Below are 14070 nucleotides of genomic sequence, written 5' to 3' on the forward strand. Positions count from 1 at the left end.
TCGGGCGACGGGCGGGCGTGACGCGCATCTCTTACCCACCAAAGGATCGCCAACGACCGCTAACGTCACCCGAAGACCGACAGACATTCAAATGCACAGGGTGTGAGGGGACAGCAGTGGCAAAGAAGCTCGCCGTCATCGGCGCCGGACTGATGGGGTCCGGTATCGCGCAGGTCTCTGCCCAGGCGGGCTGGGACGTGGTGCTCCGCGATGTGACGGACGAGGCGCTGGCCCGGGGCAAGGGCGGCATCGAGGCCTCGTACGAGAAGTTCGTCGCCAAGGGGAAGCTGGCCGCGGCCGACGCCGAGCAGGCGCTGGCCCGTATCACCACCACGACCGACCTGGAGGGCGCCGCCGACGCGGACATCGTCGTCGAGGCGGTCTTCGAGCGGATCGACGTCAAGCGCGAGATCTTCCAGACGCTGGACAAGCTCGTCAAGGAAGAGGCGGTGCTGGCCTCCAACACCTCCGCCATTCCGATCACCAAGATCGCCGCGGCGACCTCCCGCCCCGAGCGGGTCGTCGGGACGCACTTCTTCTCGCCGGTGCCGATGATGCAGCTCTGCGAGCTCGTCCGCGGCTACAAGACCAGTGACGAAACCCTCGCCACGGCCCGGGAGTTCGCCGAGTCCGTCGGCAAGACCTGCGTCGTCGTCAACCGTGATGTGGCCGGCTTCGTCACCACCCGGCTGATCTCGGCCCTCGTCGTCGAGGCCGCCAAGCTCTACGAGTCCGGCGTGGCCAGCGCCGAGGACATCGACACCGCCTGCAAGCTGGGCTTCGGCCATGCCATGGGCCCGCTGGCCACCGCCGACCTGACGGGCATCGACATCCTGCTGCACGCCACCGACAACATCTACACCGAGTCCCAGGACGAGAAGTTCGCGCCGCCGGAGATCATGCGACGGATGGTCGATGCGGGCGATATCGGGCGCAAGAGTGGGCAGGGCTTCTACGAGCACTGATGCCGCGTCAGGTCATTGAGCCTGATGGGGTCACCCCATGGGGTGAATTCGGTATCGGTTCGCTTACAGGCGGCAACTTCGCCGCATGAGAGGCAGTCAGATCTGTAGACGTCCATGCATGAACCCATGACACAGGGGAGCTCATATGCACATCAGGGGCGACCACGCCGAGCTGGTCGTCGAGGGCCGCCTCGACGTCCGCAGCGCGGCGGACGCCCGGACGGCGCTGCACACGGCCGTCGACTCCGGTCGGGGTGACCTGGTACTGGACCTCACCGCACTGGATTCCTGGGACGCCACCGGCCTCGGTGTGATCATGGGCGCACACCGCCGGGCCGGCCGGGTCAACCGGCGGCTGGTACTGCGCGGGGTGCCGCCCCAGATGCAACGCCTGCTGGTCGCCACCCGGCTCCACCGCATCCTCGCCATCGAGGGCGGCATCGAAGCCGAATCGCTTCCTCGGGTGTGACAGCCCGGGCACGAGCAGTACGAGAAGCACGAGAAGGGCGCGCGCGGGAGGAACGGGGGACCGCGCGCTCCTTCAAATCCTGTGCGCTCCCCAAGCCCTGTGCGCGTCAAGTCCTTTGCGTGCTCCCGGAAGGAGTGTGCTCCGGGAAGGGGTGCGCTTCCGGACGGGGTGCGCACGGAACGTGCCATAACGTTTGAACCAGGAGTTTTCGGGCAGTGCGCGCCCCCGCCGGTGCGTTCCCCCGCGGTCCGGGTCTAAGGTTCGGTTCCCGCCCGTATGCCATCATCCGCGGCGGACACCGGACCGGACGCGACGCGGGGGCACCACCTGCCGCGGCAGACGCGCGCGGACGGCCGGAGCGCATTCGGCACGGTACACGTGGGAGCTTGCAGCATGGACCCGAACACTCACCGGGGACCTGAGGAATACGGCGAGCAGGGCACTCCTGACGATCCGCCGGCCCCCGCGTTCGGCGGCGCGCAACGCGGCTCCGGCGGCCCGGCCCGCGTCGTCCGGCTCGTCTCGGGCACCTACCTCGTCACCGTCAACCCCGTCGACGGCAGCGAGATAGAGCCCTGCCCGCCCGGGGAACGCCCCGCCGAACCCGTCAAGCTCAGCGCCCAGGAGCGCGCCGCGGCCGCCCGCGCCGCCGCGCCCCCGGTGCCCCCGGGACCGCCCGGATCCGCCGGCCACGGGACCACGCTCGAAGAGCGCACCGAGGACATCGAGCGCCTGGTCCGGCTGCTCTCCCGCGGCCGCTCGGTCCGCCTCACCGGTCCCGCCGGCTCCGGCCGCACCCGCCTGCTGGACGCCGTCGCCACCGCCTGCGCCGATCTCGCCCCCGACGGCGTGGTCCGGCTCTCCGGCTACCACCGCACCGCCACCGACCTGCTGTACGCCCTGTTCGCCGCGGTGCACCGCGCGCCGCAGCACCGCCCGGACCGGCCCGAGCTGCTGCGTCTGGTCGCCGAGATCGGCGCCATCGTCGTCCTGGACGACCTCGAATTCGGCGGCGCCGCGCTCGACGAACTGCTCGACGCCACCCCCGAGTGCGCCTTCCTGATCGCCGCCACTCCCGACGTCGCCGCGCCCAGCGCCGGTTCGCACCTGGAAGAGGTCGTCCTCGACGGCATCGGCCGGGCCGGCTGCGTACGGATGCTGGAGCGCGCCGTGGACCGGCCGCTCACCGACGACGAGGAGGCCTGGGCCGCCGACCTGTGGTTCGAGTCCGAGGGGCTGCCGCTGCGGTTCGTCCAGGCCGCCGCCCTGCTCCGGCAGCGCGACCGGCACCGCAACCGCCCCGGCGCCCTCGACGACGGCTACGGCCTCTTCCCGGCCGAGCGGCCCGGGTCGGACGGCGGCCGGGACGGCGCCGGTGCGAAGGACGCCGACGGGACCGACGGGACCGACGGGACCGACGGCTCCGAGGACGCCGCCGAGGCCCCGCTGCCCTCCCTCGGCGAGGCCGCGGCCCCCGCCCCGCTGCTGGCCGAGGGGCTCAGCGCCGCCGCCCGGGAGACCCTGCGGTTCGCCGTCGCGCTCGGCGGTGAACTGCCGCACCAGGCGCACCTGCCGGCCCTCACCGAGGACACCCACGCCGACGCCGCCCTCGGCGAGCTGCTCGCCTGCGGACTGATCAGCCCCGTCGGCAGCCACTACCGGCTCGCCGCCACCGTCCAGGAGCAGCTCACCGCGGCCGGCTACGCCGAGGGCGCCACCGCCCGGGCACACACCGCCGCCCAGCACTACGCCTGGTGGGCCGGCCACCCCTCGGTCACGCCCGAACGGGCCGCCGCCGAGTCCGATGCCGCGCTGGCCGCGATGGCCGTGCTGACCGGCAGCCGGGAGAGCGGCCACGCCAGCGCGGCCGTGCTGCTCGCCCGTACCGCCGCGCCCGCCTTCGCCGCCGCGCTGCACTGGAGCGCCTGGGAACGCGCCCTGCGGCACGGCCAGGAGGCCGCCCGGCTGGCCGGCGAGGTCGCCGAGGAGGCGTACTTCCACCACGAGTTGGGCGTCCTCGCGCTGTGCACCGGCAGCCTCGACCGGGCCCGCGCCGAACTGGAGGCGTCCATCGGGCTGCGCGGGGTGCTCTCCGACCGCAACGGCGCGGTGGCCGGACGGCGCGCGCTGGCGCTGGTCACCGACCGGGCCCGGGCCGCCTCCGCGGCCACCACGGCCGTCCCCCAGCTCCCGCCGGCCACCACCGGCGGCAAGCAGTCCGCCGGGCCCCGCGGGGCCGGGGCCGGCTCGCCCGACGCGGTGTCGACCGCCAAGCTGCGGGTGCCGCCCGCCGCCGATGCGGCCGCGACCGTCGTCTCCCGCAAGGTCTCCCCGACGGCAGCCACGACGGCGCTCCCGGCCACCGCGGCCACCGGCGGCGACAAGGGCATCAAGGCACTGCTCGGCACCCGCCGCAACCTCGTCGCGGCCGGCGCCGGCGCCCTGCTCGTGGCCGTCTTCGGCACCGTCATCACCCTCGGCATGACCTCCGGCGGCGAGGACGCCCCCGACAACAAGGTCAGCACCGAGCAGTCCACCGACGACGGCAGCAGCCCCGACCTGCCGGCCGCCGACCCCACCGGCACCGGCCTGCCGCCCACCGGCCACGGCAGCAAGCCCGGCCACGCCGGCCGCACCGGCAGCCCGTCCCCGTCGACCAGCGGCGCCGCCACCACCGGCGAGCCCACCGACCCCGGCACCGGTTCGGCCGACCCGACCGCCGACCCCACCACCCCGACCGGCCGGCCCAGCACCCCCACCGGCCGGCCGACCCACACCACGCACCCGCCGACCGACGAGCCCACCACCCCCACGCCGACCGGTCCCACCGACCAGCCGACGGACACCCCGACCGGCCCGACGGGCAACCCGACGACCGAGAAGCCCTCCCAGAGCAGCGCCGCCTCCGCCTCCGCCTCCGCGCCCTCGGGCAGCAGCCCGGCGGGCACGGGCAGCGGCACGCCCTCGGACGGCACGGCCTCCTCCGCCGGCACGCAGAGCGCCCCGACCGCATAACCCCCCCGTACGGCCCGACACGGCGCGACGGCCCGGTCCTCTCGGTACCGGGCCTTCGCGCCGTGTGTCGTATGCGGGTGAGCCGCCGGGGCAGGGTCAGAACAGCCGGAGCTTGTCGTCCTCGATGCCGCGCAGGGCGTCGTAGTCCAGCACCACGCAGCCGATGCCGCGGTCGGTGGCCAGTACCCGCGCCTGCGGCTTGATTTCCTGGGCCGCGAAGACGCCCTTCACCGGCGCCAGGTGCGGGTCGCGGTTGAGGAGTTCGAGATAGCGGGTGAGCTGCTCGACGCCGTCGATCTCGCCGCGTCGTTTGATCTCGACGGCGACGGTCTGCCCGTCGGAGTCCCGGCACAAGATATCCACCGGGCCAATGGCAGTGGGGTATTCACGCCGAATCAGCGAGTAACCCTCGCCGAGGGTTTCGATCCGGTCCGCGAGGAGTTCCTGGAGGTGCGCCTCCACACCGTCCTTGATGAGGCCCGGGTCGACGCCCAGCTCGTGCGAGGAGTCGTGCATGACCTCCTCAAGGGTGATGATGAGCTTCTCGCCGCCCTTGTTCTCCACCGTCCACACGGCTCCGTCGCCCTCCTTGAGAGTGCAGGGCGGGGACATCCAGTTGAGGGGTTTGTAGGCCCGGTCGTCCGCGTGGATGGAGACCGAACCGTCCGCCTTCACCAGGATGAGGCGCGGTGCGGAAGGGAGATGGGCGGTGAGCCGGCCCGCGTAGTCCACGGAGCAGCGGGCAATGACGAGGCGCATGGTGCGCCACGCTACTCGACCGAGGGCCGGCTACGCGATTCGCCCTGGACCGGGGGGCCTTTACGGGGGAAATCCCCGCACCCCAGGCGTTCACCATTGGCCGGTTGTATGTGCAATCTCCTGGTGCGGGCCCCTTGCGCGGCATACCGTTGAAGCGGGGGGTCGTGAGGCGAACACGCTCCGTCGCGGAACCCCTTGTCCCAGCCCTAGGCCCCGTCCGTCCCGGCGGGGCCGCGAGAGGAGAACCTCATGTCGCTCGACGTCTCACCGGCCCTCCTCGAACAGGCCGAGCGAGGCGAGGTCGACGAAGCCGCTTTTGTCGACTGCGTCCGGAACTCCCTCCCCTATGCATGGGGGATGATCAGCTCCCTGGTGGCCCAGCTGAAGGTGGACGGCGGAGAGTTCGCCGACAACCAGACGCCGCCGCCGGACGAGCAGGCGCGCGGTCAGCTGCTGCGCGCGCTGGCGAGTGACGCGATCCGTGGTGCGCTGGAGCGCCACTTCGGTGTGCGGCTCGCCTTCCAGAACTGCCACCGCGTGGCGGTCTTCCCGCTCGACCCGGCGGTGGACGACCGGCTGGCCCGGTTCACCTCCGTCCGGGGTCAGCTGCTCAACCAGTCGCCCGAACTCCGCGACTGCTGAACGGAGTTGCTGCCGCTGCGTACGCGGGGTTGGGCGCGCCCCGGAACGGTACGCCAGCGGCAGCACACCGCACGACGACGGCAACCGCACGTCGTCGCCCCGCCGATCACCCCAGCTGCGGCAGGACCTCCGTGCCCAGCCGGCGGACGTTCTCCTCCGTCGCCGCGAGATCGCCGGAGCCCTCGACGAGCAGCGCGAAGCGGGTGATGCCGGTACGCTCCGACGTCGCCGCCAGGCGGTCCGCGCACCACCGCGGCGGGCCGACCGGATGCAGCCCGCACAGCAACTCCGTGTACGCCACCGGATCACGCATCGACCGATAGCGGCCGTCGACCGTCACATGCGCGCCCAGCCCCTGGCGCAGCCAGCCGGGCATCGCCTTCATCAGCGTCTCCGTCGCGGCCTCGCGGGCATCGGCGATCTGCACCACACCCGCCGAGACGTGCTCGGCCGCGGCGATCTCCTCCGGGTCCCGTCCCGCCTCGCGCGCGGCCGCCCGCCACATCGCGATCATCTCCGCCTTCTCCTCGTCCCCGCAGTGCATGCCCAGCAGCATGGGCAGCCCGCGCGCGGCGGCCATCCGCACGGACGACGGGGAGGTGCAGGCCACCACCACGGGCGGCCCCGGCGGCCCGGCCCCCGGCTCGTCCGGAGCGATCAGCGCCTGGTCCGGCCGCGGCACCACCGCCACCTCACGGAAGGCGTACCGCTCGCCCTGCGCACCGACCCGGGGCTCGCGCAGCCAGCGCAGCAGCAGATCGAGCGACTCGGGGAAGCCGTGGTCGTACGCGGCGAGTCCGGAGCCGAAGACCTCCAGATCGACCCAGGGACCGCCCCGGCCGACGCCGAGCGTGAACCGCCCCTCGGACGTCAGGTGCAGCAGCGCCGCGGACTCACCGAGCGCCACCGGGTGCTGGGTCGGCAGCACGCTCACCGCCGTCCCGACGCCGATCCGGCGCGTCCGGCCCAACAGCAGCGCGGCCAGCGTCACCGCATTCGGGCAGACGCCGTAGGGTACGAAGTGGTGTTCCGCCAGCCAGACCGCATCGAGCCCGGCCTCCTCCGCCACCACGGCGGAACGCACCGCCCGGTGCAGTGCTTCCCCCTGTCCCTGACCGGGGAACTGAGCGGCCAGGATGAAAGCTCCCACGCGCATCGCTCTCTGCCTCCTCGCAGCCGACGCGGCTCCTCCCCTTACAGGCAACAACGCCTGACACGTGCCAAGGGCACGGCCTCGCCGGCACTTTCCCGATGATCACAGAAACCGGCCGCCCGGAACGCGCGGTGTCATCTGCCGCGTACGCTGGTGACAGCCCGTGACCCCGTTTCCCCCTTTATGAGGTGTGCCCGTGTCTCCGCGTCGAAACCGCCAGCGCGGCGGTGCGAAGCCCATCGACCGCACGGGCAGCGAGCGTTACGGCCTGGAACGGACCGAGGAGTGGCGCGGCGAGGACTGGGTGGTACGGCAGGTCGCGGGCGGCGGCGCGGCCAAACACTACCGCTGCCCCGGCTGCGACCAGGAGATCCCGCCCGGCGTCCCGCACGTCGTCGCCTGGCCGCAGCACGGTGACGTCGACGACCGCCGGCACTGGCACCGGGCCTGCTGGAACGCACGGGACCGCCGGAGCGCACGGCTCCAGCGGTCCCGTAATGCGCCTCGCTACTGAGGCCGGATCCCCGATTCCTCAGACGTCGCGCTGGGCGATGGCGGCGTAGGCGCCGCCCAGCACCACCGCGGTGACCCCGGCCAGGATCCACAGCGGGGTCCAGCCCGAGGGGCCGCTGGTCAGGAACGGGATGTCGTAGAGCGTCGCCAGCGCGCTGGGCACGGAGTACTCGATCAGCGCCCGCTGGAGCTCCTTGACGCTCTCGCCCTGCAGGAACAGCGCCAGCAGCATCGGCAGCAGCACCACGCCCATCATGGCGCTGATGGCACCCGCGGAGTGCCGCAGCAGCGTGCCGACGCCCAGCGCCAGCAGCCCGAGCAGCGCGACGTACAGACCGGCGCCCAGGGTGGCGCGCAGCCACTGGTCGGTGGTCGGCGCCGGGCCGTTGAGCATCCCGAAGTCGAGCAGCGCGACCAGCGAGGTCGCGATCGTGGTGATCACCAGCGCCAGCCCGAAGAACACGATCGCCTTCGCGGTCAGCACCCGCACCCGGCTGGGGCAGGCGGTCAGCGTCGTACGGATCATGCCGGTGCCGTACTCCGAGGAGATCGACAGCACGCCCAGGGGGATCACGCACAGGCTGCCGAGCAGGACGCCGACGAACCCGACGGCGAGCAGCGGGTCCATCTCGCGCTCCGAGCCCGCGGCGAGGGTCGCGAGCAGACCGATGCCGACGATCAGCAACAGCAGCACGCCCAGCGTCCAGATCGTCGAGCGCACCGAGCGGATCTTCGTCCACTCCGAGGCCAGCGCATGGCCGAGATGCGTCGGACGTACCGGGATGGACGAGACATAACCGCCCCCGCCCATGGGAGCGGCCGACCCGACCGGCGGCTGCGCCTGGGGCTGCGCCTGCGGCGCGGGCGGCGGTACGGGCGGCTGCGCCTGGAGGATCATCGTGCCGCCCTCGTTGGCGGGCGGCTGTTGCGGCTGTTGCGGCTGCTGCGGGGCAGCGGCTTGCGGGGCCTGGGCGGGCGGCTGGGGCTGGGTCTGTTGCGGCTGGGCCTGCTGGGCCTGCTGGGCCTGCAGCATCATCGTGCCGGCGTCCTTGCCCTTGCCCGGCCCGTGGGCGGCGAGCGGCCGCGGCTCGGGCATCGGCTGCGCCTGGAGCATCATCGTGCCGCCCTCCTTGGCCGGAGGCTGGGCGGGCGGCTGGGGCTGGGTCTGCTGCGGCTGGGCCTGCAGCATCATCGTGCCCGCGTCCTTGGCGGGCGCGGGCTGCTCCGGCACGGGCGGTGCGGCGGGCGGCGCCGGCGGCTGCGCGGCGGCTTCCTGCGGGGCGCGCTCAGGCTGGGGCTGCGGCTGCTGAGGGCTGGTCATCGGGCGTCCTCGGTGTGGGGCATGGTCTGGTCGGCGGGGGCGGGTGGCATCGGCGCGGCGGGCGGCTGCCCGTAAGGGTGGGGCGCCCCGTGCGGTGCGGGGGCCCCGTACGGGTGACCCTGAACCGGCGCGGGCGGCGGATACCCCGGCCCCGGAACGGCGCCGGCCGCCTGCTGGGCGTACGGGTTGGGCATCTGGCCGGGGACTCCCGGGCCGCCGTACCCCGGCGGGGCGTACCCCGCCGGGACCTCCTGCAGACCGGCCCGGGGGTCGATGGTCGAGCGGTAGTCGACGGCGCCCTGCGTCATCCGCATGTACGCCTCTTCCAGGGACGCCTGGTGCGGCGACAGCTCCCACAGCCGGACGTCGGCCTCGTGCGCGAGATCACTGATCCGCGGCAGCGGCAGCCCCGTCACCCGGAGCGCACCGTCCGGCTCCGGCGTGGCCTGACCGCCCGCCTCGCCGATCGCGGCGGTCAGCTTCTCGCGCTGCTCCGGCGCGGAGTCGGGCGTCCGCACCCGGGCGAAATCGGCCGAGTTGGCCGAGATGAAGTCCTTGACCGACATGTCCGCGAGCAGCTGCCCGCGGCCGATCACGATCAAGTGCTCGGCGGTCAGCGCCATTTCGCTCATCAGGTGCGAGGAGACGAAGACGGTGCGCCCCTCGGACGCGAGCTGCTTCATCAGGTTCCTGACCCAGAGGATGCCCTCCGGGTCCAGGCCGTTGACCGGCTCGTCGAAGAGCAGCACCTGCGGATCGCCGAGCAGCGCCGCGGCGATGCCGAGCCGCTGTCCCATACCCAGCGAGAAGCCCTTGGACCGCCGCCCGGCGACCTCCTGGAGACCGACCACGCCCAGCACCTCGTCGACCCGCCGGGCCGGGATGCCGGACAGTTGCGCCAGCGACAGCAGATGGGCGCGGGCACTGCGGCCGCCGTGCACGGCCTTGGCGTCGAGCAGTGCGCCCACCTGGCGCGGCGCGTTGGGAAGGCTGCGGAAGGGGCGACCGGCGATGGTGGCGGTCCCCGACGTGGGTGCGTCCAGCCCCAGAATCATGCGCATGGTCGTCGACTTCCCGGACCCGTTGGGCCCCAGGAAGCCGGTCACCGTGCCCGGCCGCACCTGGAACGACAGGTTGTACACGGCCGTCTTGGCGCCGTAGCGCTTCGTCAGGCCGACTGCCTCGATCATTCTCCGCCCCTCGCAGATGGTCGGGGCAGAGGCGCCCTCGTGCCCCCGTGAGGGTTAGGAGGCTATCGGTGGCTTGACGGTTCCCCTAAATTCCCCCCGTACGGGCTGGTGCGGGGCCTCCCACGTACTTGGCCGTCCCGCCGTCGGGGTTGCTCGCCGTTGCCGCTTTGCGGCGCCCCATACGTACTTGTCTGTCCCGCCGCGGGGCTCGCTCGCCGTTGCGCGCTTTGCGGCGCCCCGTACGTACCTGTCTGTCCGGCCGCGGGGCGACTCGCCGTTGCGCTTTGCGGCGCCCCGCAGGTACCCATCTGCGGCGCCGCGGTTGTTGTTCGCCGTTGCGCCTGCGGCGGGCTGGTGGTGGTCGGGTGCGGTTCTGGCCCTCCAGACTTCGTCCTCCGGTCCGGCCCCTCCCGTGGGTGGATGGGAAAACGGTGGGTGGGGGCGGAGGCCGGGGGAGGTCCCCTAGCGCGGGGGCGAACAGATCCCGTAAGGGTCGTGAGCGCCCCTTGCAGGGCCACAACTCCACCAGCACAGGTGGATATTCCCGACACCGACACCGCGACACCGACGCGAGACACGACGCGAGGTACTTCCTTGACCACGCCCGCCCCCACCCAGCTCTCCCCCCCACCCACGGGAGGGGACAGACCGGAGGACGAAGTCTGTAGGGCTGTCACCGCACCCAAAAACACCACGCCCGCCGCCAGGCGCAACGACGAGCAACAAGTACGGCGCTGCAGCCAAGTACACACGAGGCGCCGCAAAGCGCAACGGCGACCAAGCCCCGCGGCGGGACGGCCAAGTACTTGCGGGGCGCCGCCAGGCGCAACGGCGAGCAAGCCCGCGGCGGGAGGGCCAAGTACATACGGGGCGCCGCCAAGCGGCAACGGCGAGACGACCCGCGGCGGGACAGACGGGTACGTGCGGCGGCGCCGCAATGCGCAACGGCGAGCAAGCCCCGCGGCGGGACGGCCAGGTACGCACGGGGCGCCGCAAAGCGCAGCGAAACGGCGCGCAACCTCCGCGGCGGGAAAGCCGACTACGTGGGAAGCCGGCCCAGCGCAGCGTCACGCGTCGCGGCGCTTCAGCAGTACGTACCCGCCGACAAGTGCCACGAGGGTCCACGCGATCATGATGCCCAAGCCGCCCCACGGCCCGTACGGGACGTCCTCGCCCGCGCGGGGGACGACCTGCATGATCTTGGAGCCGGCCTGGTCGGGCAGGAAGCGGCCGATCTTCCTGGTGGCGGAGACGTTGCCGAGGATGTTGGAGATCAGGAAGAAGAACGGCATCAGGATGCCCAGCGAGAGCATCGGGCTGCGCAGCATCGTGGCGACCGCCATGGAGAACAGGGCGATCAGCGTCATGTAGAGGCCGCCGCCGATCACGGCGCGCAGCACGCCCGGGTCGCCGAGGTGGGCGCGCAGATCGCCCAGCATCGTCTGGCCCGCGAAGAACGTCACGAAGCTGGTGGCCAGGCCGACGACGAAGACCAGCGCGGTGGCGACCAGCAGTTTGCAGAACAGGAAGGTGCCGCGCTGCGGTACCGCGGCGAGCGAGGCGCGGATCATGCCGGTGCTGTACTCGTTGGAGACCACCAGCACGCCGAAGACGATCATCGCGAGCTGGCCCAGCCCCATACCCGCGAAGCTGATGTTGGTGGCGTCGAACGACAGCCGGTCCCTGGGCGGCATGGAGTTGAAGTCGTGGCTGGCCAGCGTGCAGATCAGCATGCCCAGCCCGACGGTGACCACGACGGCGATGCCCAGGGTCCACACCGTCGACCGCACCGATCTGATCTTGGTCCACTCGGACCGGATGACCTGCCCGACCGCCGCCATGGTCAGCTCCTCTTCTTCTGCCAGTCCGCGCCCCAGCCGGTCGGCTGCGGCTCGCCCGGCCGTGCCCCGGCCGGCTGGGGGGCTGCCGGGGGAGCGGCGGTCCGCGCCGGCACCGGCTCGCCGTTGTGCGCGTGGTACTCGACGGACCCGGCCGTCAGCCGCATGAACGCCTCTTCCAGGGACGCCTGCTGGGGGCTCAGCTCGTGCAGGGTCAGGTGGTGGGCCGCGGCCAGTTCGCCGAGCCGCTCGGCCGGCACCCCGTCGACCTCCAGCGCACCGCCCCCGGCCGTCACCGCGTGGATGCCCTCGGCGCGCAGTACGTCGAGCAGCTTCTGCTGTTCCGGGGAGCGCATCCGCACGTACGAGCGCGAGTTCTGGTGGATGAAGTCCTTCATGGACGTGTCCGCCATCAGCCGGCCCTGGCCGATGACCACCAGGTGGTCGGCGGTCAGCGCCATCTCGCTCATGAGGTGGGAGGAGACGAAGACCGTACGGCCCTGGGCCGCGAGGTGCTTCATCAGGTTGCGGATCCAGTGGATGCCCTCGGGGTCGAGGCCGTTGACCGGCTCGTCGAAGAGCAGCACCTGCGGATCGCCGAGCAGGGCGGCCGCGATGCCCAGCCGCTGGCCCATGCCGAGCGAGAAACCCTTCGCGCGCTTCCTGGCGACCGAGCTCAGGCCGACCATTTCGAGCACCTCGCCGACCCGGCTGCGCGGGATGCCGTTGCTCTGGGCCAGGCACAGCAGGTGGTTGGCGGCGCTCCGACCGCCGTGCACCGCCTTGGCCTCCAGCAGCGCGCCGATGTACGTCAGGGGGTCCGCGAGCTGGCGGTAGTGCTTGCCGTCGATCCGGACCGTGCCCGATGTGGGGTTGTCCAGATCCAGCATCATCCGCATCGTGGTCGACTTGCCCGCGCCGTTGGGCCCGAGGAAGCCGGTGATGATGCCGGGCCGCACGGTGAAGGTGAGGTGGTCCACCGCGACCTTGTCGCCGTAGTGCTTGGTCAGCCCCTCAAGCTCGATCATGTACAGCACGCTAGGCGCGCCTGGGCGGCCCGGCCACCGGGGCGGGGCCGGCTGGCTGACCCCCTGTACGACCGGGCCCCCGCCACCGCCTCAGAGGGCGGTACGGGGGCTCGGTCGGAACTGGCGAAACCTTCCGACAGTTGGTTCAGCGCGTCTGCTGGGCCGGGACGCCGCGGGAGACCGCCTCGTCGTCGCCGGGGGCGCCGGCCGCGGCGACCGCCGCACCGGTCAGCGTGGCCAGCATCTCGCGGACGTTGGTCAGCTGGGCGTTGATGGAGTCGCGGCGGTTGGTCAGCGCCGCCAGCTCGCGCTCGGATTCGCTGCGGATACGATCCGCCTTGGCGTTGGCGTCCGCCACGATGTCCTCGGCCTGGCGCTGCGCGGTCTCCACCGTCTGGCGGGCCCGGCGCTCGGCGTCCGTACGCAGCTTCTCGGCCTCCAGGCGGAGCTGCTCGGCGCGGTGCTCGATCTCGGCGAGCCGCTTCTCGGCCTTGGCCTGACGGGAGGCGAGGTCGCGCTCGGACTGCTCGCGGCGCTTGGCGAGGTTGGTCTCGAAGTCCGCGGCGGCCTGGGCGGCCTTGGCGCGGGTCTCCTCGAAGAGGGAGTCCGCCTCCTCCCGCTTGGACTGCGCGTCCTTCTGCGCTTCGGCGCGCAGCGTGGATGCCTCGCCCTTGGCCTTCTCGACGATCCGGGCGCCCTCGTCCTCCGCCTTCGCCTTGCGCTCGGCGGCGAACGACTCCGCGTCGTTGCGCACCTGCTGGGCGGCCGACTCGGCCAGCTCGCGGTGCTGCTCGGCGGCCCGGCGGGCCTCCTCGCGCAGGTCCTTGGCCTCCTCCTCGGCGAGTCGGAGGATCTTCTCGACGCGCGCTCCGAGGCCTGCGTAGGACGGTTCGGCGTCATTGACCTGCGCCTGGGCGTTCTGCGTCTCGAGGTGGAGCTCCTCGATCCGCTTTTCCAGCGACGTGATGCGGGCCAGCGCGCTGTCGCGGTCGGCGACGAGCTTCGTGATGCGGTCGTCCACCTGACCGCGGTCGTACCCACGCCGCACGAGCTCGAAGCCGAAGGGGGAGGAAGTGTCGCTCATGGGGTTCCTGTCGAAGAGACCGGTGAGGTGATAAGGAGAATCCTAGGGGTCACAACGGCGTGTCATCGAGTCATTGCCCGTTTGATCTGGAGA

At 72.4% G+C, this 14070-nt stretch carries 12 protein-coding genes; 5 read left to right on the plus strand and 7 right to left on the minus strand.

Annotated elements, in window-relative coordinates:
• The first annotated feature begins 116 nt into the window (after positions 1-116).
• From ACFV1J_RS28500 to ACFV1J_RS28510, 3 genes are all read left to right on the plus strand, one after another.
• Positions 117-965: a 3-hydroxyacyl-CoA dehydrogenase family protein gene (locus ACFV1J_RS28500; protein ID WP_385862751.1), complete on the plus strand. Its 849-nt coding sequence runs from the start codon at positions 117-119 to the stop codon at positions 963-965.
• A gap of 145 nt (positions 966-1110) precedes the next feature.
• Positions 1111-1434: an STAS domain-containing protein gene (locus tag ACFV1J_RS28505; protein ID WP_030414124.1), complete on the plus strand. Its 324-nt coding sequence runs from the start codon at positions 1111-1113 to the stop codon at positions 1432-1434.
• 393 nt (positions 1435-1827) lie between these two features.
• Positions 1828-4449, plus strand: a complete 2622-nt coding sequence (locus ACFV1J_RS28510) for an ATP-binding protein (protein ID WP_385862753.1) — start codon at positions 1828-1830, stop codon at positions 4447-4449.
• A 96-nt stretch (positions 4450-4545) separates the two neighbouring features.
• Here ACFV1J_RS28510 and nucS read toward each other — a convergent pair whose 3' ends face one another.
• A complete protein-coding gene (gene nucS, locus ACFV1J_RS28515) occupies positions 4546-5208 on the minus strand; it encodes an endonuclease NucS (protein ID WP_385862755.1) in 663 nt (220 codons plus the stop codon).
• 249 nt (positions 5209-5457) lie between these two features.
• Between nucS and ACFV1J_RS28520 the strand changes: the two genes are divergently transcribed.
• Positions 5458-5850, plus strand: a complete 393-nt coding sequence (locus ACFV1J_RS28520) for an SCO5389 family protein (RefSeq protein WP_360958878.1) — start codon at positions 5458-5460, stop codon at positions 5848-5850.
• Positions 5851-5956: 106 nt separating this feature from the next.
• Here the strand turns inward: ACFV1J_RS28520 and ACFV1J_RS28525 are convergent, their stop codons facing one another.
• Positions 5957-7006: an LLM class flavin-dependent oxidoreductase gene (locus ACFV1J_RS28525; RefSeq protein WP_385862757.1), complete on the minus strand. Its 1050-nt coding sequence runs from the start codon at positions 7004-7006 to the stop codon at positions 5957-5959.
• A 193-nt stretch (positions 7007-7199) separates the two neighbouring features.
• Between ACFV1J_RS28525 and ACFV1J_RS28530 the strand changes: the two genes are divergently transcribed.
• On the plus strand, positions 7200-7517 hold the full coding sequence (locus ACFV1J_RS28530; RefSeq protein ID WP_385862759.1) for an ATP/GTP-binding protein: 318 nt from the start codon (positions 7200-7202) through the stop codon (positions 7515-7517).
• A gap of 18 nt (positions 7518-7535) precedes the next feature.
• On the opposite strand, the gene ACFV1J_RS28535 is transcribed toward ACFV1J_RS28530, so the two are convergent.
• From ACFV1J_RS28535 to ACFV1J_RS28555, 5 genes are all read right to left on the minus strand, one after another.
• A complete protein-coding gene (locus ACFV1J_RS28535; protein WP_385862761.1) occupies positions 7536-8837 on the minus strand; it encodes an ABC transporter permease subunit in 1302 nt (433 codons plus the stop codon).
• Positions 8834-10027 carry an ABC transporter ATP-binding protein gene (locus tag ACFV1J_RS28540; RefSeq protein WP_385862763.1) on the minus strand — a complete coding sequence of 398 codons (1194 nt, stop codon included), beginning with the start codon at positions 10025-10027 and terminating at the stop codon, positions 8834-8836. The genes ACFV1J_RS28535 and ACFV1J_RS28540 overlap by 4 nt, the downstream gene beginning before the upstream one ends.
• A 1067-nt stretch (positions 10028-11094) precedes the next feature.
• Positions 11095-11868: an ABC transporter permease gene (locus tag ACFV1J_RS28545; protein ID WP_385862765.1), complete on the minus strand. Its 774-nt coding sequence runs from the start codon at positions 11866-11868 to the stop codon at positions 11095-11097.
• A 2-nt stretch (positions 11869-11870) separates the two neighbouring features.
• A complete protein-coding gene (locus tag ACFV1J_RS28550) occupies positions 11871-12893 on the minus strand; it encodes an ABC transporter ATP-binding protein (protein ID WP_385862767.1) in 1023 nt (340 codons plus the stop codon).
• A 145-nt stretch (positions 12894-13038) separates the two neighbouring features.
• Positions 13039-13977 carry a cellulose-binding protein gene (locus tag ACFV1J_RS28555; protein WP_385862769.1) on the minus strand — a complete coding sequence of 313 codons (939 nt, stop codon included), beginning with the start codon at positions 13975-13977 and terminating at the stop codon, positions 13039-13041.
• Positions 13978-14070: the final 93 nt, after the last annotated feature.

This window comes from Streptomyces sp. NPDC059649, from assembly GCF_042734445.1.
Taxonomy (GTDB): Bacteria; Actinomycetota; Actinomycetes; order Streptomycetales; family Streptomycetaceae; genus Streptomyces.

Bases quoted from the DNA above. Each gene is read 5' to 3' on its own strand.
- ACFV1J_RS28505 (WP_030414124.1), top strand. From the start codon at position 1,111: ATGCACATCAGGGGCGACCACGCCGAGCTGGTCGTCGAGGGCCGCCTC.
- ACFV1J_RS28510 (WP_385862753.1), top strand. From the start codon at position 1,828: ATGGACCCGAACACTCACCGGGGACCTGAGGAATACGGCGAGCAGGGC.
- nucS (WP_385862755.1), bottom strand. From the start codon at position 5,208: ATGCGCCTCGTCATTGCCCGCTGCTCCGTGGACTACGCGGGCCGGCTC.
- ACFV1J_RS28520 (WP_360958878.1), top strand. From the start codon at position 5,458: ATGTCGCTCGACGTCTCACCGGCCCTCCTCGAACAGGCCGAGCGAGGC.
- ACFV1J_RS28525 (WP_385862757.1), bottom strand. From the start codon at position 7,006: ATGCGCGTGGGAGCTTTCATCCTGGCCGCTCAGTTCCCCGGTCAGGGA.
- ACFV1J_RS28535 (WP_385862761.1), bottom strand. From the start codon at position 8,837: ATGACCAGCCCTCAGCAGCCGCAGCCCCAGCCTGAGCGCGCCCCGCAG.
- ACFV1J_RS28540 (WP_385862763.1), bottom strand. From the start codon at position 10,027: ATGATCGAGGCAGTCGGCCTGACGAAGCGCTACGGCGCCAAGACGGCC.
- ACFV1J_RS28545 (WP_385862765.1), bottom strand. From the start codon at position 11,868: ATGGCGGCGGTCGGGCAGGTCATCCGGTCCGAGTGGACCAAGATCAGA.
- ACFV1J_RS28550 (WP_385862767.1), bottom strand. From the start codon at position 12,893: ATGATCGAGCTTGAGGGGCTGACCAAGCACTACGGCGACAAGGTCGCG.
- ACFV1J_RS28555 (WP_385862769.1), bottom strand. From the start codon at position 13,977: ATGAGCGACACTTCCTCCCCCTTCGGCTTCGAGCTCGTGCGGCGTGGG.